The sequence below is a fragment of the Kitasatospora sp. NPDC008115 genome, from assembly GCF_042957205.1.
GTDB lineage: Bacteria > Actinomycetota > Actinomycetes > Streptomycetales > Streptomycetaceae > Kitasatospora.
Window position 1 is genome coordinate 288,767 of record NZ_JBIBHU010000005.1, and the last position, 19,295, is coordinate 308,061.

The window sequence follows — 19,295 nt, forward strand, 5'->3', positions numbered from 1 at the left end:
ACCCCGGGGGCGCCCCCGACGCCGGGAGGGCCATGCTGCTCGGACTCACCACCGCCCTGGTCGCCACCGTCTGCTTCGGCTTCGGCTCGGTGTTCCAGGCCAGTGGCGCGCGCGAGGCCCCGCGCGCTGACCGGGTACGGGTCGGACTGCTGGCGGCGCTGCTCCGCTCCTGGCGGTTCCTGCTCGGCACCGGCCTGGACATCGCGGGCTTCGCGCTGAGCATCGTCGCCCTGCGCACCCTGCCGCTCTTCCTGGTCCAGGCCGTCACCAACGCCAGTCTCGCCGTCACCGCGCTCGCCGCCGCCCGCCTGCTCGGCGCCCGGCTGCACCGCGCCGACCTGCTCGGCATCGTCGCCGTGGTGGTCGGGCTCACCCTGCTGGCGGTCGGCTCCGGCGACGTCGGCCGCGACCACGCGCCGCCCGCGTTCCACTGGGCGCTGCTGGCCACCACCGTGCTGATGCTGCTGCTCACCCTCCTGCTGGCCCGCCGCAACGGCACCGCGGCGGCCGTCGGACTCGGCCTGCTGGCGGGCGTCGGCTTCGGCGTGACCAGCCTCGCCGTCCGGGTCCTCGACGTCGCCGGTCCGCTGGACGTGTTCACCGATCCGGCCGCCTACGGGCTGGCCCTGGGCGGGCTCGGCGGCTACCTCGCGTACGCGCTCGCCCTGCAGCGCGGCACCGTGACGGCCGCGACCGCCGCCGGCACCGTGTCGGAGACCTTCGGCCCGGCACTGGTCGGGGTGGCCGTCCTCGGCGACGCCGCCCGCCCCGGTTACGGCTGGTGCGCGCTGACCGGCTTCGCGGTGGCGGTCGGCGGCACCTTCGTGCTCTCCCGCTTCGGCGAGGTGGAGGCCGAGCTGGGCCCGACCCCGGTCGCTCGGACGGCTCCGTCGTGCGAAGGTGATTTGCCGGACAAATCGGACGGCGAGGTGCGCACAGAGCGGCAGGTGCCATGACCACGGACGACGACCATCCGCCCTCCCGCCGGGCCCGGCGGCGCCCCTCCGACGCCCCGCCGGTCGCCCTGGTCACCGGCGCCTCCTCGGGCATCGGCGCCGCCACCGCCGACCGCCTCGCCGCCGCCGGCTGGCGGCTGCTGCTCTCCGGCACCGACCAGGCCCGGCTGGACGCGGTCGCCGCCCGCACCGGCGGCCGTCCGCTGCCCGCCGACCTCGCCAAACCCGACGGCGCCCAGCGCCTCGCCGAAGCCGCCCTCACCACGGCCGGGCAGGTGGACGCCCTGGTCGCCAGCGCCGGCATCGGCTGGCGCGGCCCCTTCGCGCGGACGCCCACCGACACCCTGGACCGGATGCTGGAGGTCAACCTCGCCGCCCCGCTGCGGCTCGTCCGTCTGCTGCTGCCCGGCATGCTGGAGCGCGACCGGGGCCGGATCGTCCTGCTCGGCTCGATGGCAGGCCAGGTCGGCGTCCGCGACGAGGCCGCCTACGCGGCGACCAAGGCCGGGCTGACCATGTTCGCCGAGAGCCTCTGGTACGAGCTGCGCGGCACCGGTGTCGGCGTCCGGCTGGTCCTGCCGGGCGCCGTCGAGACCCCGTTCTTCGCCACCCGCGGCACCGACTACCAGCGCGAACGACCCCGCCCCGTCCCGCCGGAAGCCGTCGCCGACATCGTCCTCGGCGCGCTCACCACCGACCGCGACCGGGTCTTCGTGCCGCACTGGCTCGGCTACCCCGCCCGCCTGCACGGCGCCGCCCCGGGCCTGTTCCGGCGGATGGCCGCCCGCTTCGGGTGAGGGCCGCCCGCCTGCTCCTCGGCTCCCTCGCCGCGGTGGAGCTGCTCCACCTCGCCCCGGCCGCCGTCCGCCTGCCCCCCGTCCGCCACCACCTCGCCCGCCGCACCGCCGGCCACGGCGACCCGGGCCGCATCGCGCTCACCTTCGACGACGGCCCCGACCCGCGCGGCACCCCGCCGATCCTGGACGCCCTGGACGCCCTCGGCGTCCACGCGACCTTCTTCCTGCTCGGCGACATGCTCGAACGCGCCCCCGACATCGGCCGCGACCTGGTCGTCCGCGGCCACGAGGTCGCCGCCCACGGCTGGCACCACCGCCGCCAGTACCGCCCGGCCCCCGCCCGCGACTTCCGCGAACTCCGCCGCACCATCGAAGCGATCACCACCCTCACCGGCGCACCCCCGCACTGGTACCGCCCCCCGTACGGCGTCCTCACCACCGGCCTCGCCCTGGCCGCCCACCGCTCGGGCCTGCGCCCCGTCCTCTGGACGACCTGGGGCCGCGACTGGGAGCAGGGCGCCACCGGCCCCACCGTCTACGCCACCGCCCGCCCCGGCCTGGCCGGTGGCGCCACCCTCCTCCTCCACGACTCCGACTGCACCTCGGCCCCGGACTCCTGGCAGGCCACCCTCGCAGCCCTCCCCCTGATAGCCACCCACTGCCGGGAACACGGCCTCACCCTGGGCCCCTTGCGGGACCACGCCATCCTCGGACCCTCACCCCCGACCGGAGAGAGGAGCCCGTAGCTCCACGCGGAGCCGGACCGCCGTGTCGGTGGGCAACCCCAGGCCGGAGTGCCGGAGTTCCTTCGAGAAGGCCGCGATGAGGTCGAGATCCTGAAGCTGACGCCGCAGTTCGGCGGCCAGCGCCTCGTCCGTGCCGATCAGGACGTCGTCCTCCTCCTCCAGCTCGGCCAGGTGCTGAAGATGCTCGTCAACGGCCTCCACCGCCCGGCCGCTGGTCCAGACGGCGAAATCGTGGCAGCCGAACAGGTAGGTGTGCGCGGCGTACAACGTCGCCGCCGCAGCGGACTCGTCCGCGTCGTCCGGGCCGTCCTGGCCGTCGTTGTGGCAGTACTCGCCGAGCATGTACTCGGCGACACCACGGTTGACCGCCGAGAAGGCCGTCGTGTCACCGAGAACGCCCTCCCACACGGAGTCCAGCAGGGGGCGCAGGCTCAGGGTGAACGGCCTCTGCTCGTCCTCGGGCAATGCCTCGTGCCGACGCATCAGGCGTTCCGCGACACCAGCGGCGAACACCCGACGCTCACCGGCCGACACCACCTTCAACCGCTCCGCCACCAGCGCCGACAGCCCCTGCCACGTATCCATCCGAGCCACCCCGAAGTCGCGATGCCGGCATGTTCACACCGGCCACGGCCATCATCCCCATCACCAGTGACAATCCGGTGAGGCGGGCCGGTCAGGCCAGACCCACGCGCTCCAGTGCTGCCGTGAAGCCCGTGCGCCATCCCTCGGGGGTGGCGCCGGGGGAGGGGGGTGGCTCGGGGCGGGTGAGTGCGGCGAGGGCGGAGCGGACGACGTCATCCGGGCGGGCGGAGACCACGTCGGCGTGGCCGAGTTCCAGTTCGTGTTGGAGGTTGTCGCGGCCGTGGCCCTGGACGACGTCCAGGAGCAGGAGGCGCCGGCCCAGGGCGCGGGCCTCGCTGCAGGTGTCGCCGGAGCTGGTGACGACCAGGTCGGCGGCGGCCATCAGCGCCGGTACCCGGTCCGTCCAGCCGTACGGGTGCAGGCGAGGCCGTCGTTCGGCGGTACGGCGCAGCCGGCGTTCCAGCTCGGCGTTGCTCCCCGCCACCGCGAGGACGTGGGGCCCGGCGTCGGCCAGGGCCGCCGCCGTGCGGGCCAGCGGTCCGAGGCCCCACGCGCCCGACATCAGCAGCACGCACCGCGCCTCCGCCGGCACCCCCAACCCCGCCCGCGCCTGGGCCCGCGAGGGCGGGCGGTAGAACGGCGCCCGCAGCGGGGCGGGCAGCACGGCCACCGGCGCGTCGGGGCGGTAGCGGCGCACGCCGCACGCGGCGACCTCCGAGGTGACCAGGAACAGGTCCGTCTCCTCCTGCACCCAGAGCCGGTGCGGGGTGACGTCCGTGCACAGCACCAGGTGCCGAAAGGGCCAGGGAGCGCCCCGCAGGCGGTTGACCGCCGACGTGGCCGTGGCGAACACCGACACCACCAGCTCCGGCCGCTGCTCCCCGAGCAGCGCCCGCAGCGCCGGCACCAACCGGCGCCGGGCCGCCGCGTCGGCGAGCAGGGCGATCCGGGCGCCGGGGCGCAGCGCGGAGAAGTGGAACGCGTCGTAGAGGCCGGGCAGGCCGAGCAGCCGCCGGAACACCGCCTCGCCGGTGGTGCCGGCGCGGTGTCCGAGCAGGGCCATCGCGTCGACGGTGGCGGTGGTCCAGCCGCGGGCCTCCAGCGAGTCCGCGCAGGCGCGGGCCATCACGTCGTGGCCCTGCCCGAGCGAGCCGGAGACCAGCAGCGCGTGCGGCACGGTCGCGCCCTCCCGGCCTCAGGCGCCCGGCCGCGGCCCGGCCTCCGCCCGGTACCAGTCCGCGTAGCGCCGCACCCCGTCGGCGAAGTTGGTCCGCGGCGACCAGCCCAGCAGCCGCTTGGCCTGTGCGGCGGAGATCCTGCGCCCGGCGTAGTCGGCGGTCCGGGCCTCGATGTGCTCGATGGTGACCGGCCCGAGCAGCTCGTCGACGGTGTCGGCGATGTCGCGGACGGAGACGGCGGTGGAGCCCTCCAGGGCGAAGGTCTGGTCCTCGGCGGCGGGGGAGAGGGCCCGTACGTGGGCGTCGGCGAGGTCCTCGACGTAGACGAAGTTGCGGCTCTGCCGCCCGTCGCCCGCGATGGTGATCGGCCGTCCGGCGAGCGCGGCCTGCACGAACCGGGCGACGACCAGCTCGTCGCGCATCCGCGGCCCGTAGGGGATGCCGTACCGCAGGATGGTGAAGTGCCGTCCGTAGAGCTGGCGGTAGCTGTGCACCAGCATCTCCGCCGCGAGCTTGGTGGCGACGTAGAGGTGTCCGCTGTGCTCCAGGTCGATCGGCACGTGCTCGTCCAGCTCCTGCTCCTCGCCGTCGAGCGCGGCCTCGGCGAGCGCGGCGCCGTACACCCAGACGGTGCTGGCCAGCACGGTGCGGCTGAGGTCGTTGCGGCGGGCCGCCTCCAGCACGGCCTCCGTCCCGTCGATGTTGGCCCGCACGGCGCCGACCGGGTCGGCGGCGACGCGTTCGACGTCGGCCTGCGCGGCGAGGTGGAAGACGACCTCGCAGCCGTCCAGGGCGTTGGTGAGGACGGGCAGGTCGAGGACGTCGATCCGGGCGTGGTCGGCGTCGGGGTTGAGGTACTTGTCGGTGGTGTCCACCGCGAGCACCTCGTGCCCGGCGGCGAGCAGCCGGTCGACGACGTGTGAGCCGATGAATCCGCATCCCCCGGTGACCGCAATCCGCACGGCTGTCTCCTCTCTTCTCTCTCCCGACGGCTCTGCTCTCTCCCGGCGGCGCGTCAGCCCGCCAGGCGGCGGTGGACGGCGCTCACCGCCTCGATCACCAGGTCGGTCTCGCCCTCGGTCATGTCGGAGTGCACCGGCAGGCAGATCTGCCGGGCGCAGACGTCCTCGGCGACCGGGAGCCGGTCGCGCCGGTAGGGGGCGAGCACCGGCTGGAGGTGCAGCGGAAGGTCGTAGACCTCGCCGGGGAGCCGTACGTCGTACTCCTCGGCGACCGCCCGCTTGAAGGCCGCCCGGTCGGTGCCGGTGGGCAGCAGGGCGATGTACTTGTAGTAGTTGCTCCGGCAGCCGGCCGGCTCGGTGAGCGGCTCCAGCCCGTCGAGCGCGCCGAGCGCGGCGTCGTAGCGCTGGGCGACCCGGCGCCTGGTCTCCACGAACTCCTTGAGCCGGCGCAGGTGGACGGTGCCGATGGCGGCGTTCGGCTCGCTCATCCGCCAGGACGCGCCGAGCCGGACGTGGTGGTTGGTGGTGAAGGAGCCCTTGCCCTGGTCGCGGTGGATGCGGGCCTCGTCGCGGAGCCCGGCGGACCCGGTGAGGATCATGCCGCCCTCGGCGCTGGTGGTGACCTTGGTCGGGTAGAAGGAGAAGGCGCCGGCCAGGCCGAAGGTTCCGGCGGCCCGCCCCCGGTAGCCACTGCCGTGCGCGTGCGCGGCGTCCTCGACCAGCGGGATGCCCCGGGCGTCGCAGATCGCGCGCAGGGCGTCCACCTCGGGGGTGATCAGCCCGCCGATGTGGACCAGCACGACGGCGGCGGTGTCGGGGGTGAGCGCGGCCTCCAGGGTGCCGGGGCCCAGCGCCAGGGTGGCCGGGTCGACGTCGGCGATCACCGGCCGGCCGCCGGCGTGCAGCACGGCGCCGGCGGTGGCGTAGAAGGTGACGGCGGGGACGACCACGTCGCGGCCGCGGACGTCCAGGCCGCGCAGGACGATCTCCAGCGCGGCGGTGCCGCTGGCGACGGCGATCGCGTGCTCCGCGCCGTGCTCGGCGGCGAAGGCCTGCTCGAACCGCTCGGTCCAGGGGCCGAGGGTGAGCGCGCCGGTGGCGAGCATCTCGCTCACCGCCTCCGCGACGGTCGCGCGGTCGTTGTCGTCGAACACGATGCGGGCGGCGGGAACGCCCATGGGCCACCTCCGGCTGCGGGACGTGCTGCGGACGGGCCGCGGCTGCTCGGGCCGCCGGGATCCCCGGGAACACATCCGGACGGACCGGGACGAATCGCCCGGTCCAGGCACATCACGCTACTTCGCCCGCCGGTCCCCGGCCCGTCCGCACCCCCACCCGGGTGACACGACGGTGATCGCTACGACGGCGGTGCCGCGGGAACCCGTCGCCACCGCCGCACCAGGGTCGCCCCTCGGCCGCAGGTCGGAGCCCGGCACCCGGTCTCCGCCTCGGGGAGTAGACCGTCCGGGCCCGGGCTGCTGCGTCCGCATTACCCCGGAATGCCTGCACAGAGCCGACGCCGAGGAGACCCCCGCCGACGCAGGATGTTCATGCTCCGGGCGTCCCGGCCCCGCGGCCGCAGGCACCGCCCGGCATCCATTCCTGCCCGCCATCCGAAGGAGTCCGCTCTCCCGTGGCCACTTTCCTCTACCGCCTGGGCCGATGGTCCTTCCACAGGCGCCGGCTGGTGACCCTGCTCTGGGTCGCCGTGCTGGTCGCCGTCGGGGCGCTGGCCGCCAAGGCGCCGGCCGCCCCCGACGACGGTTTCGCCATGCCCGGCACCGAGGCGCAGAAGGCCTTCGACCTCATGGACGAGCGCTTCCCCGGCGCCATGTCCGACGGTGCCTCGGCCCGGCTGGTCTTCGTCGCCCCGTCCGGCCAGAAGATCACCGCCGCCGCCAACCAGCAGACGGTCGACAAGGCGGTCACCGAGCTCGCCCACAGCGACCAGGTCATCAGCGCCGTCGGCCCGTTCCAGGCCGGCGCGGTCTCCCAGGACGGCACCACCGCCTACGCGACGGTCAGCTACAGCGCCAAGCCGGGCAAGGTCAGCGAGAGCGCCACCGAGGCCCTGAAGGACGCCGCCCAGCACGCCCGCGACGCGGGCCTGACCGTGGACATCGGTGGCACCGCGCTGATGGAGATGGGCGAGGCGGGCGGCTCCGCCGAGGCGATCGGCATGGCGATATCCGCCGTCGTGCTGGTGATCACCTTCGGCTCGCTGCTGGCCGCCGGGCTCCCGCTGCTCACCGCCCTGATCGGCGTCGGCCTCGGCATCGGCCTGATCACCGCGCTCGGCAGCACCCTCGGCCTGTCCACCACCACCAGCACGCTGGCGATGATGCTCGGCCTGGCCGTCGGCATCGACTACGCGCTGTTCATCGTCTCCCGCTACCGCGCCGAGCTCCTCGACGGCCACGAGCCGAAGGAGGCCGCCGGGCGGGCCGTCGGCACCGCCGGCTCGGCCGTGGTGTTCGCCGGCCTCACCGTGATCATCGCGCTGGCCGGCCTCTCCGTGGTGGGCATCCCGATCCTCGCCAAGATGGGCATGGCCGCGGCCGGCACCGTGGTGATCGCCGTGCTGGTCGCGCTCAGCCTGGTCCCGGCGCTGCTGGGCTTCCTCGGCCGCAAGGCGCTGCCCCGCAAGGTCCGCAAGGGCCGGCGCGCCGCGACGGGCTCCGACGACGCCCGCCCCAACGGCGGCACCCGCTGGGCGCGCTTCGTGCTGCGCCGCCCGGTCGCCGTGCTGATCCTCGGCGTGGTCGGCCTCGGTGTCCTCGCCCTGCCGGCCCTGGACCTGCGGCTCGGCCTGCCCGGTGACGAGGCCCAGCCCACCTCCACCACCCAGCGCCGCGCCTACGACCACCTCTCCGAGGGCTTCGGTCCCGGCTTCAACGGCCCGCTGACCGTGCTGGTGGACGCCAAGGGCACGCCCGACCCCAAGGCCGCCGCCGACCAGGTCGCCGCGACCGTCAAGGCCCTGCCGGGCGTCGTCGCCGTCGCCCCCGCGGCCTTCAACCAGGCCGGCGACACCGCGATGGTCAACGCCATCCCGGCGACCGGCCCGAGCGAGGCCGCGACCACCGACCTGGTCCACGCCATCCGCGACAAGGCCCCCGACCTGAAGTCCGCCACCGGTGCGACCGTGCTGGTCAGCGGCCCGACGGCGATGAACATCGACGTCTCGCAGAAGCTCAACGACGCCCTGCTGCCCTACCTCGCGGTCGTCGTCGGCCTCGCGGTGGTGCTGCTCCTGGTGGTCTTCCGCTCGATCCTCGTCCCGCTCAAGGCCGCCCTCGGCTTCCTGCTCTCGGTGGTCGCCGCGCTCGGCGCCGTCGTCGCGGTCTTCCAGTGGGGCTGGCTCGCGAGCCTGATCGGCATCGAGCAGACCGGCCCGGTGATGAGCATGATGCCGATCTTCATGATCGGCGTGGTGTTCGGCCTGGCCATGGACTACGAGGTGTTCCTGGTCACCCGCATCCGGGAGGCCTTCGTGCACGGCGAGGAGCCCGGCGAGGCCGTGGTCACCGGCTTCCGCTACAACGCCCGGGTGGTCACCGCCGCCGCGCTCATCATGATCAGCGTCTTCGCCGGCTTCATCGGGATGAACGAGCCGATGGTCAAGATGATGGGCTTCGGCCTGGCCGCCGCCGTCGCCTTCGACGCCTTCGTGGTCCGGATGGCGATCGTCCCGGCCGTCCTCGCCCTGCTCGGCCGCCGCGCCTGGTGGCTGCCGGCCAAGCTGGAGCGGATCCTGCCCGACGTCGACGTCGAGGGCGCCCGCCTCCAGACCGCGGCGCCGGCCCAGGCCCCGGCCGACGGCCCCGAGGCCGACCCGGCCCGCCAGTCCGTGGGCGTCTGACCCCCCGCCCCGCCGCGGCTCCCACCCCCACCGGGAGCCGCGGCGGGGCCGTCCGCGACCGGTCGGCCCGCCGACCGGTCAAAATGGTATGAACCGCTACCGAACGACGACCCCGCCCACCCGCGCGTACTGCATCTGCAGTACGTCCCCACCGTGACCCGTCCCCCCACCCCCTCGCCGGATCGTCCGGGCCCGGCCGAGGAGCCCCCAGGGCAGCCCGGACGGGGAGAAGCGAGCATGATCGACACCTGGCTGCGCCGCACCCGCCGCCGTCACCCCCATGTGCTCGACGCACTGCTCGTGCTCGCCACGTTCATCGTCACCGCCGGGACGACCACCGTCGACCGGCTCGGCAACCACATCGAGCCGAACCCGGCCGCGCTGGTCCTGGCTGTCGTCGCCAGCCTCGCGATGCTCGGCCACCGCCGCCACCCCTGCGTGGTCTACGTGGTCGCCCTCGCCTGCAGCCTGGCCCTCTGCTTCGTCGCGACCCAGCTCAACGCCGGCCTGGTCGCCCCGGTGATCGCCTCCCTCTACTTCCTCGCGGTGCGCACCGACCGCACCACCGCGCGCGCCGCCACCGCCGTCGCCGCCGTCCTGGTCACCCTCGCCACGATCATCAACGAGCCGGACGCCTCCATCAGCGTCAAGATCGGCGTCGTCGCCTGGATCCTGCTGCCCGGGGCCTTCGGCGACTCCGTCCGCAACCGCCGCGCCCACCTCGCGGCCATCGAGGAGCGCGCCGAACGGGCCGAGCGCACCCGCGAGGAGGAGGCCCGCCGCCGGGTCGCCGACGAACGCATCCGGATCGCCCGCGACCTGCACGACGTGGTCGCCCACCACATCGCCCTCGCCAACGCCCAGGCCGGCATCGCCGTCCACCTCCTCGACCGCCACCCCGCCCAGGCCCGCGAGATGCTCAGCCACCTCACCGACGCCACCGGCTCCGCGCTGCGCGAGCTCAAGGCCACCGTCGGCCTGCTGCGCCGGGCCGACGACCCGCTGGCCCCACTCGAACCGGCCCCCGGCCTGGAGCGGCTGCCCGACCTCATCGGTGCCTTCGAACGCGCCGGCCTGCCGGTGCGCCTCACGGTCGAGGGCGAGCCGCAGCCGCTCTCCCCGGGCGTCGACCTCACCGCCTACCGGATCCTCCAGGAGTCCCTGACCAACGTCGCCAAGCACGCCGCCGGCACCGCCGCGGACGTCACCCTGGCGTTCTCCGGCAGCCGCGTCCTGCTGACCGTCGCCAACGACCGCCCGGCGCCCGCCGCGGCCCCCGCCGTCGCCGCCGCGGGCGGAGGCTTCGGCCTGATCGGCATGCGCGAGCGCGCCTCCGCCGTCGGCGGGCGCCTCACCGCCGACCGCCGGCCCGGCGGCGGTTTCCTGGTCTCCGCCGAACTGCCCCTGCGCACCGCCGCCCGAGAGGAACACCCGTGACCATCCGAGTACTGCTCGCCGACGACCAGGCGCTGCTGCGCGGGGCCTTCCGCGTCCTGATCGACGCCGAGGACGACATGGAGGTGGTCGGCGAGGCCGCCGACGGCCGTGAGGCCGTCGACCTGGCGAAGGCCACCCGCCCCGACGTGGTGCTCATGGACATCCGGATGCCCGGCGTGGACGGCCTCTCCGCCACCTCCGCCATCTGCGGCGACCCCGACCTCACCGGGACCAGGGTGCTGATCCTCACCACCTTCGAGATCGACGAGTACGTCGCCCAGGCGCTGCGTGCCGGCGCCGGCGGCTTCCTCGGCAAGGACGCCGAACCGACCGAGCTGCTCGCCGCCCTGCGCCGCGTCGCCGCGGGCGATCCGCTGCTGTCGCCCGCCGCCACCCGCGCCGTCATCGACCAGCTCCTCGCCCGGCCCGAACCCGACCAGGGCCCCGCCGCCGCCCCCGAGCGCCTCGCCGCCCTGACCGCCCGCGAACGCGAGGTGATGGCCATGGCCGCCACCGGCCTCAGCAACGAGGAGATCGCCGCCCGGATGTTCGTCAGCCCCTTCACCATCCGCACCCACATCCACCGCGCCATGGCCAAGCTCGACGCCCGCGACCGCGCCCAGCTGGTGGCCCTCGCCTACCAGACCGGCCTGGTCCCGGCCCCCCGCCCGACCAAGTAGCGCTCCCGGTTCCGTCCCCGCACCCTCGTTGTTGCGAGGTGGCACGGCCTCCGGCCGGGCCGGAACATGGCGGTCGGCGGCGTCCGGCCGGGCGCCGCCCACCGGCACAAGGGGGGTCATCATGGGAAGCCGCGTTCGCGCGTGGTGGCGGTCAGGGGTCCTGGCGGCCGTCCTGGGAACCGTACTGACGGCGTTCGCCGCCGTCCCGGGGGCGGGGGCGGGGGCGGCCACCGCGCAACCGGCGCCGCCGCCGTTCCAGATGCCGTTCCCGTGCGGGACGACCTGGGAGGTGGACACCTACGGCCCGGACCACAGCCCGGCGCTGGACATCGTGGTGGAGCACAACACCGGCTCCGACGGCCTGCCGGTGCTGGCCTCCGCCGCGGGCACGGTGTCCGCCACCTACTGGGACAACGGCTCGGGCAACACCATCCAGATCAGCCACGGCAACGGCTGGTTCACCGCGTACTACCACCTGATGGACGACCCGGCCGCCTTCGTGAAGAAGGGCGACCCGGTGCTGCCGTCGACGCGGATCGGCCGGATCGGCAACACCGGCACCGAGTGGGCGCACCTGCACTACGAGCAGCGGTACGCGGCCACCGGCGACTTCACCCACGAGAAGGACCGGGTGCCCGTGCACTTCGACGGCGTCGAGTACAGCGGCCTGAACCGGTACTGGCCGAAGGTCACCAGCCGCAACTGCACCGGCGGCCAGGCCCAGCCCTGGCAGGACTGCCCGTCCGGCAGCGTCTGCTTCTACTCGGGCCTCAACGGCACCGGCACGGTCTGCCGCTCGGCCGGCGACGAGTCCGCAAGCACCTGCGGGTTGCGCCGCTCGTACTTCAACAACGGCACGGAGCAGCCGGGCTACGACCACGTCCAGGTGACGTTCCGCGAGGGCGGCGGCCAGTGCCTGCACTTCGGCCCGGTGGAAGGACGGGGCAACCTCCCGGCCGGCGGGCGGACGATCGACGCCTTCCGCTGGCGCGGCGAGTGCTGAACGGACCGGGCGCCAGAATTATTCCTGGCCCGGAGGGTTTCTGACCGATCGTTATATGAACGATTGATTCCGCTCGTTACCCTTTCCCCGACCGCACACGGGGGAAGGGAAGCGGTATGTACAGCATCATCGTGGTACCCGGGCCCGGAATGGAGCCGGCCGACCGGCTCCACCTGGCCCCGGGGCAGAACCTCCGGTTCGGCCGGGCCACCACGGGGGACGGCGCGCCCGGCCTGGGCATCCCGCACAGCGGGGTCTCCCGCACCGCGGGCGAGATCGGGGCCACCGGCACGTACTGGACGCTCAGCAACCTCAGCCGCACCTCCACCTACGTGGTGGAGAACCCGGAGGGCGCGGGCGAGCACATCAAGGTCGCACCGGGCCGGCTGGCCGCGCCCGTCCCGTTCGAGTTCGCCCGGATCGTCCTGCCCGCCGGGTCCGAACTGCTCAGCCTCGACGTCTGGGCGCCGCGCCACGACTACGCCGACCGGGACGCGCCGGGCGGGCCGGACCCGCTCGGCGGACCGGGCGGCGAGCCCACCCTGCTGGCGTTCCCGCTCGACCGCTCCAAGCGCTACTTCCTGGTGCTCGCCGCGCTCTGCGAGTCCCGGCTGCGCGGAGAGCCGCACGCCCTGCCGCCCACCGTCGACCAGGTCGTCGAACGGCTGCGCCCGCTCTGGCCGTGCGCCAACCGTGCCGCCGTCCAGTGGAACATCGACTACCTGGCCGTCAAACTGCGCCTCAAGCCCGCCCCGGACACCGCGGCGTCCGGCCCGCGCCTGGTCGGCAAGAAGGACGCGCTGGCCTCCCTCGCCCTGCGCTTCGACCTGGTCCGCGAGGACGACCTCGCCCTGCTCGCCCCCGGGACCGCGCGGTGACCCTGCCGCCCGGCGCCTCCGGTGCGCTGCCCGTTCCCGAGGGCTACCGGATCGGCGCCTGGAGGGTCGACCGCCTGCTCGGCAACGGCGCCTTCGGCAGCGTCTACGCGGCCCGCCGCGCCCTGCCGAGGCTCGGCCTGCCGTCGCGCGCCGCGCTCAAGTTCCTGCCCACCGGCACCCGGACCCCGCGCCAGTTGCGCCACCTGCGCGAACTGGCCGACCGGGAGACCGAGGTGCTCAGCCGGGTCCGCGCACCACGGCTGATCCGGCTCTACGAGATCCTCGCCGTCGACGCGCCCGACCTGCCCGAACTCGACGGCGCCACCGTCCTGGTGCTGGAGGAGGCGGACTGCTCGCTGGACGCCCTGCTGGCCGAGGACCGCACACCCCGGGCCGGCCCCGCCCTGCTGGCCCAGATCTGCGAAGGACTCGCCCAACTGCACCGCGCGGGCTGGGTGCACGGCGACCTGAAACCCGGCAACGTGCTGCTGATGCCGGACGGCACCGCCCGGCTCGCCGACTTCAACCTGGCGGCCGAACTCGACGGCACCCACGCCTACGCCCCGCCGTTCGCCACCCCCGACTACACCCCGCCGGACCTGCTGTGGGCCGAGATCGGCGAACGCGGCCGGCAGATCCGCCCGACCGCCGACATCTGGGCCTTCGGCATCCTCGCCCACCTCGTCCTCACCGGCGCCCTGCCGCTGCCCGGCGCGACGCCCGCCGCCCGCCGGGACGCCGCGGTGCGCTACGCCCGGGGCGAGGAGGAGCTGCGGATCTCGCCCCGGCTGCCGCTGCTGTGGCGGGACATCGTCCACGACTGCCTGGCCCGCCGCCCCGAGGACCGGGCCTTGCACAGCACCGCCTCGCTGCTGGCGCGGGTGCGGACCGCCGCCGCCGGCCGGCGCCCGCGCCGCCCGTTGCTGCCGGTGCTGCGCCGCCACCGCCGCCCGCTGATCGCCGCCGCGGCGACCGGCCTGCTGGCCGGTGTGCTCGGCCTCGGCGTCGGTGGCGACCCCACCGCCTACGGGCGCTGCGAGCACGGCCAGGTGTGCTTCTTCAGCGAGACGGACGGCCACGGCGAGGTCTGCGCCTGGGTGGACGGCTACGCGGACTGGACCGTGGGCGGCCTCGCCTGCGAGTGGTCCGCCGGACGGCCGCCGCGGTCCGTCTACAACAACGGCCAGACCTACGAGGAGGGCGCCGGTCTGGTGGACGTCCTCTACTACACCGACCCCGGCCGGCAGTGGCTCCTGGGCTGTGTTCAGGTCGGCGAGCGGCGCAACCTCGCCGAGGGCGAACGGCCGCGCTCGCACACCTGGGTACCGGACTGCACGGCCACCCCCGGCCCGGCCCTCGGATCTACGAGGTACCGCGCGGGGGCCTCCTGACCCACCATCGGGGCACGGAAGCACGACCGAAGCCGCCAGGAAGGGAACGAGCATGGGAACGAAGCCGAACCTGCTGACCCGCACCCTCGTCAGCGTCACCGCCCTCGCCGGAATCGCGGTGGGGAGTCTGGCGGGTGCGACCGTCGTCGCCGCGGCCCCCGCCCAGGGCCCGGGCGCGTCGGTGAGCGCCGGCACCACGCTCAACGCGGTGGTCAACCTCGGCCTCAGCACCACGCAGGCCAAGTACGTCCAGTGTTACCTCAAGGCGTCCTGGGGCTACTCGGGCGGCATCGACGGCCAGTTGGGCACCGACAGTTGGAAGGCGATGCAGCGGCGGCTCGCCGCGGACTACGGCTACAACGGCTCGATCGACGGGATCGTCGGCTCCGGCACGGTGTCGGCCCTCCAGCGGCGGCTCGCGGACGGCTGGGGCTACAGCGGCGCGATCGACGGGGTGGCGGGACCGGGCACCCAGGCCGCGTTCAAGTCATACGCCAACAACCTGGCCTCCACCTGCTGAACCGGGTGATCGCCCCGGCCCGTCCTCGCCCCGCCCCGGGTCTGACCGTCAACCACCCCTGAACAACTGACAGAGTGTCAACTGACGTGCCCGGGCCCGCGCCGTTCGCCGAACGGCGCGGGCCCGGGCAGGTGTGCGTGGGGGCGCGGAAGCCTCACGAGGGGCGCCCGGAAACAGTGGTGCATCAACGCCCCGGAGCTCCGTGAGGTTCCCCGTGGCGTGTGAATGTCAAGGCGGAAGGAGGGGCACCGCTAAAGGAAACAGGATGTTAACCAGATCGGCACATCTTGCGCGCTGGACGAGCTTTTGCCGACCCGATACCCGTGTTTTACTTCGTCTTGACGCGTCATCAGGTCATCGGGGGGACACCGAGGGTCACCGGCGCGGCCTTGCGGTGGTGCCACGCGCCCACCGTCGCCGCACCCACCCGCCCAGCGGTCCAGCGACACCTGGTTCCGACGTGCCTGCCCGTCCACCGCCCCTCCCGGCCGGCGCCGCGAGGGTCACCGAAGGAGGCATCCACCCTCATGGAACCGCTCATCGACCGAGCCCGGGCGTTCCCGCAGCGCGCGGGCGACACCGGCCGGGAACTCACCGGACTCGCCGCCGGACAGGCCCCGCAGGCCCTGTTCATCACCTGCTCCGACTCCCGGGTGGTGCCCGCGCTGATCACCGGCGCCGACCCCGGCGACCTCTTCGAACTGCGCACCGCCGGCAACATCGTGCCCGCCTACCGGGCCGACGGCGCCTCGGGCGAGACCGCCACCATCGAGTACGCCGTCGAGGTGCTCGGGGTCCGCGACCTGGTGGTCTGCGGGCACTCGCACTGCGGCGCCGTCGGGGCCGTCGTCCGCGACGAGGACCTCAGCGTGGTCCCCGCCGTCCGCGACTGGCTGCGCCACGCGGACCGGGCAGCGCTCCGCGCGGACGAGACCGACGTCTTCGACCCGACGGTGGCCGGCCCGGTGCAGCGCCACGTCCTCACCCAGCTCGACCGGCTGCGCGGCTACCCGGCCGTCGCCCGCCGACTGAGCGAGGGCCGGATCCGGCTGCACGGCTGGTTCTACGAGATCCACACCGGGCTGGTCCTCTCCCACCGGGCCGACGCCGGCCTCTTCCTCCCGCTGTGACCCGGGGGCACCGTCCTCGGCCGAACCGCCCCCGGGGCGTTCACCGCACCACCGAACTCCGTACCACCGCACTCCGCGCCACCGCACTCCGCACCGTCGTCCACCGCACCGACCACACTCTCCCGAGGACCCGATGACTCGTCGTCCCGCCCTTCGGCTGAGCACTCTGCGCTCCGACCTTCCCGCCTCCCTCGTCGTCTTCCTGGTCGCCCTCCCGCTCTGCGTGGGCGTCGCCGTCGCCTCCGGCGTCCCGGCCGAACTCGGCCTGGTCACCGGAATCGTCGGCGGCCTGGTGACCGGCCTGATGCCCGGCAGCAGCCTCCAGGTGTCCGGCCCCGCCGCCGGCCTGACCGTGCTGGTCTTCGCCGCCGTCCAGGAACACGGCCTCGCCGCGCTCGGCGTCATCACCGCCGTCGCCGGCCTGATCCAACTCGCCATGGGCGCCGCCCGCCTCGGCCGGCTGTTCCGGGCGATCTCCGTCTCGGTCGTCCAGGGCATGCTCGCCGGGATCGGCCTGGTGCTGATCGCCGGTCAACTCTACTCGCTCGCCGACGCCAAGGGACCGTCCGACGGCCCCGCCAAGATCGCCGGCATCCCGGGCCTGATCGGCGACGTCGCCGGGAACCCGGACGCGCTCGCCGCCGCCGCCATCGGCGCCGGGACGGTCGCCGTCCTGCTGCTCTGGCCGCGGCTGCCCGCCCGGATCAAGGTGGTCCCCGCGCCGCTCGCCGCCGTCGCCGCCGCGACGGCCGTCACCGCCCTGTTCGACCTGCCCGTCGCCAGGGTCGAGGTGGCCGGACTCGCCGGGGTCATCGACCTGCCCGGCGCCTCCGACCTCGCCGCACTCGGCAGCGTCGGCGTCCTCGGCACGGCCGTCGCCTTCGCGCTGATCGCCTCCGCCGAGAGCCTGTTCAGCGCCGCCGCCGTCGACCGCCTGCACGACGGCCCGCGCACCGACTACGACCGGGAACTGCTCGCCCAGGGCGTCGGCAACACCGTCTGCGGCGTGCTCGGCGCCCTGCCGATGACCGCCGTCATCGTCCGCAGCGCCGCCAACGTCCAGGCCGGCGCACGCACCAAGGCCTCCCGGGTCCTGCACGGCCTGTGGCTGCTGCTCTTCGCGGCGCTGCTCCCCTCGGCCCTCTCGGCCATCCCGCTCGCCGCCCTGGCCGGCGTCCTGGTCCACGCGGGGGCCAAGCTGGTCCCGCTCCGCACCCTGCGGCCGCTCTGGCGGGCCGACCGTGGCGAGGCGTCGATCCTGGCCGTCACGGCGATCGCCATCGTGGTGACCAACCTCCTCGAAGGGGTGCTGCTCGGCCTGCTGCTCGCGGTGCTCAAGAGCGCCTGGGACACCTCCCACCTCCAGGTCGCGGTCACCGAACTCCCCGACGGCGCCGTCCGGGTGACGCTCCACGGCAACGCCACCTTCCTGCGGCTGCCGCGTCTCCTGGAGACCCTGGAATCCCTGGAGGGCCTGCCCGCCGACCGCCCCGTGAGCCTCGAACTCACCGGCGTGCGCCACCTCGACCACGCCTGCCGCAGCGCACTCGAACTCTGGCAGGAACGTCACAACCGCAGCGGCTCCGCCGAACTCCTCGGCCTGCCCGCAGCCGCCGCCTGACCCCGCCGGGCCGTGGCCGCCGCCGAACCGCGCCGGCCACGGCCCCCGTCTGCGACTTTCGCACCGGGTCCCCGACCATGGAGGCCATGACGCCTCCCCTCACGGACCGCCTGGCCCACGTGCGTTGGATCGCCGGCGGCACGGCGGCAGGCAAGAGCACCCTGACCCGACTGCTCGCCGAGCGCCACGACGCCACCGTCCTCGACGGCGACCGCGCCGAGCACCGCTGGCTCGCCCGCTGCGACCCCGCCCGCCACCCGAGGCTCGCCGCCCTGCGCGACCAGCCGCCCGGAGCCCCGTGGCACGACCGCACCGCCGAGCAGGTGTTCCGGGCGATGCCCGGCCTGCACGGCGAGATGACCGGGTTCCTGGTCGACGACCTGCTCGCCCTCCCCGCCGACCGCCCCGTCCTGGTCGACTACTTCGGCATCCTCCCGCGCGACCTCGCCCCCCTGCTCCGCCACCCCTCGCAGGCCGTCTTCCTCCTGCCCACCCCCACCTTCCGCCAGTCCGCCCTCACCACCAGGTACGCCGACCCCGCCCACGCCCACGCCACCTGGGGCGCCGAGGACTTGGCCACCGCCCTGGCCAAGCGCCTGACCCGCGACGCCCTGTGGGACCAGGAGGTCCGCCACCAGTCCCCCCTCCACGCCGCCACCCTCCTCACCATCGACGGGACCACCCCTACCACCACCCTGGCGGACCGACTCGCCGCGCAGTTCGGCCTGCCACTGCCGTAGCCGGCACGGCACAGTTGGCTGCTGCCGGGTGGCGGGGCCGTTGCCCCCGCTGCCCTGGCCTACCAGGTCGCCGCGCGGTTCGGCCTTCCGCAGCCGTAGTCGGTGCGGCCTGCTGACCGCAGCGGAGCGGATGCCGCCGCTTTGCCGGATCGGGCCGCCGTGCAGTTTGGCCTATGTCGTTGTAGCCGACGGGGCCCGCTGGCCGGGGCGGGTTGCCGAGGTAGGCGCCCGGCGTCGGCTTGGCGGATCGGGTCGCCGCACGGTCGGGTCTGCTGCTGTCGCAGTCGGCGTGGCACTGCTTACTGCAGGGGAGTGCAGGGCGCCGGACTATCGGAGTCGCCGCCCGCCGCCGTTGTGCGGATCGGATCGCCGTGCGGCCAGCTCTGCTGCTGCCGTGCCCGGCTGACCGGCGCGGCGGCCATCGCCTTGGCGGATCGGGCTGCCGTGCGGTTCGGCCTACTGCTGTTGTAGCCGACGTGGTAGCTGCCTACCACCGCCCTGGCGGATGGGGTTGCCGGGCGGTTGGGGCCGGTGCCGTCGCATGCGGCGCGGCCCGCTGACCGCGGTGGGCGGAAGGGCTGTCGGGCCGACGGGCTCACGCGCGCTGCCGGTTTGGGCGGACTGGGGTGCCGCGCCTCCCCGGCTGCTGCCGTTTGCCGTCGGTGCGAGCAGCCGACCGCCGTGGAGCGGAGGGCACCGGCCGGCGGGGCCGCCGTCCTGGCGGACCGACTCGCCGCGCGGTTCGGCCTGCCGCTGGCGTGGCGAGCACGGCACGATGAACGCGGTGGGACGGTGACGAGCCCCGGAGG

17 protein-coding genes are annotated in these 19,295 nt (G+C 74.6%); 13 read left to right on the top strand and 4 right to left on the bottom strand.

The genetic code is table 11. The annotated features are described in order from the left end of the window. The first annotated feature begins 32 nt into the window (after positions 1–32). From ACFZBX_RS09300 to ACFZBX_RS09310, 3 genes are read left to right on the top strand one after another with little or no spacing between them, the layout of a single operon-like run. The gene (locus tag ACFZBX_RS09300) at positions 33–956 is read left to right on the top strand and encodes a DMT family transporter (protein ID WP_391532476.1); all 924 of its coding nucleotides are present in this window, start codon (positions 33–35) and stop codon (positions 954–956) included. Then, positions 953–1,753, top strand: a complete 801-nt coding sequence (locus tag ACFZBX_RS09305; RefSeq protein ID WP_391532478.1) for an SDR family NAD(P)-dependent oxidoreductase — start codon at positions 953–955, stop codon at positions 1,751–1,753. The genes ACFZBX_RS09300 and ACFZBX_RS09305 overlap by 4 nt, the downstream gene beginning before the upstream one ends. Next, positions 1,750–2,499, top strand: a complete 750-nt coding sequence (locus tag ACFZBX_RS09310) for a polysaccharide deacetylase family protein (RefSeq protein WP_391532480.1) — start codon at positions 1,750–1,752, stop codon at positions 2,497–2,499. Before ACFZBX_RS09305 ends, ACFZBX_RS09310 begins: the two co-directional genes overlap by 4 nt. Here the strand turns inward: ACFZBX_RS09310 and ACFZBX_RS09315 are convergent. The 4 genes from ACFZBX_RS09315 to ACFZBX_RS09330 all read right to left on the bottom strand — a co-directional run bounded on the left by ACFZBX_RS09315 (position 2,470) and on the right by ACFZBX_RS09330 (position 6,402). Then, positions 2,470–3,084: a hypothetical protein gene (locus tag ACFZBX_RS09315; RefSeq protein ID WP_391532482.1), complete on the bottom strand. Its 615-nt coding sequence runs from the start codon at positions 3,082–3,084 to the stop codon at positions 2,470–2,472. The two genes, ACFZBX_RS09310 and ACFZBX_RS09315, sit on opposite strands and share 30 nt — an antisense overlap. Before the next feature lie 91 nt (positions 3,085–3,175). Next, positions 3,176–4,261, bottom strand: a complete 1,086-nt coding sequence (locus ACFZBX_RS09320) for a hypothetical protein (RefSeq protein WP_391532484.1) — start codon at positions 4,259–4,261, stop codon at positions 3,176–3,178. An 18-nt stretch (positions 4,262–4,279) separates the two neighbouring features. Continuing rightward, entirely contained in the window at positions 4,280–5,224 is a 945-nt protein-coding gene (locus ACFZBX_RS09325; protein ID WP_391532486.1) for an NAD-dependent epimerase/dehydratase family protein, read from the bottom strand. Positions 5,225–5,277: 53 nt separating this feature from the next. Then, the gene (locus ACFZBX_RS09330) at positions 5,278–6,402 is read right to left on the bottom strand and encodes a DegT/DnrJ/EryC1/StrS family aminotransferase (protein WP_391532488.1); all 1,125 of its coding nucleotides are present in this window, start codon (positions 6,400–6,402) and stop codon (positions 5,278–5,280) included. Between the two features lie 455 nt (positions 6,403–6,857). Here ACFZBX_RS09330 and ACFZBX_RS09335 point away from each other — a divergent pair, with 455 nt between their 5' ends. The 10 genes from ACFZBX_RS09335 (at position 6,858) to ACFZBX_RS09380 (ending at position 18,486) form a co-directional block, all read left to right on the top strand. After that, positions 6,858–9,086, top strand: coding sequence for an MMPL family transporter (locus ACFZBX_RS09335; RefSeq protein ID WP_391532490.1), 2,229 nt, complete (start codon positions 6,858–6,860; stop codon positions 9,084–9,086). 237 nt (positions 9,087–9,323) lie between these two features. Beyond that, entirely contained in the window at positions 9,324–10,523 is a 1,200-nt protein-coding gene (locus tag ACFZBX_RS09340; RefSeq protein WP_391532492.1) for a sensor histidine kinase, read from the top strand. Next, complete coding sequence (locus ACFZBX_RS09345) at positions 10,520–11,203, top strand: response regulator (protein WP_391532494.1); 684 nt, start codon at positions 10,520–10,522, stop codon at positions 11,201–11,203. Before ACFZBX_RS09340 ends, ACFZBX_RS09345 begins: the two co-directional genes overlap by 4 nt. A 121-nt stretch (positions 11,204–11,324) precedes the next feature. Then, the gene (locus tag ACFZBX_RS09350) at positions 11,325–12,206 is read left to right on the top strand and encodes a peptidoglycan DD-metalloendopeptidase family protein (RefSeq protein WP_391532496.1); all 882 of its coding nucleotides are present in this window, start codon (positions 11,325–11,327) and stop codon (positions 12,204–12,206) included. 116 nt (positions 12,207–12,322) lie between these two features. After that, positions 12,323–13,084: an FHA domain-containing protein gene (locus ACFZBX_RS09355; protein ID WP_391532498.1), complete on the top strand. Its 762-nt coding sequence runs from the start codon at positions 12,323–12,325 to the stop codon at positions 13,082–13,084. Then, the gene (locus tag ACFZBX_RS09360) at positions 13,081–14,475 is read left to right on the top strand and encodes a serine/threonine-protein kinase (RefSeq protein WP_391532500.1); all 1,395 of its coding nucleotides are present in this window, start codon (positions 13,081–13,083) and stop codon (positions 14,473–14,475) included. The genes ACFZBX_RS09355 and ACFZBX_RS09360 overlap by 4 nt, the downstream gene beginning before the upstream one ends. Before the next feature lie 52 nt (positions 14,476–14,527). Continuing rightward, positions 14,528–14,995: a peptidoglycan-binding domain-containing protein gene (locus ACFZBX_RS09365; protein ID WP_391532501.1), complete on the top strand. Its 468-nt coding sequence runs from the start codon at positions 14,528–14,530 to the stop codon at positions 14,993–14,995. A gap of 527 nt (positions 14,996–15,522) precedes the next feature. After that, on the top strand, positions 15,523–16,125 hold the full coding sequence (locus ACFZBX_RS09370; RefSeq protein WP_391532503.1) for a carbonic anhydrase: 603 nt from the start codon (positions 15,523–15,525) through the stop codon (positions 16,123–16,125). 133 nt (positions 16,126–16,258) lie between these two features. After that, positions 16,259–17,746: a SulP family inorganic anion transporter gene (locus ACFZBX_RS09375; RefSeq protein ID WP_391532505.1), complete on the top strand. Its 1,488-nt coding sequence runs from the start codon at positions 16,259–16,261 to the stop codon at positions 17,744–17,746. 86 nt (positions 17,747–17,832) lie between these two features. Then, complete coding sequence (locus ACFZBX_RS09380; protein WP_391532507.1) at positions 17,833–18,486, top strand: hypothetical protein; 654 nt, start codon at positions 17,833–17,835, stop codon at positions 18,484–18,486. Positions 18,487–19,295 lie beyond the last annotated feature (809 nt).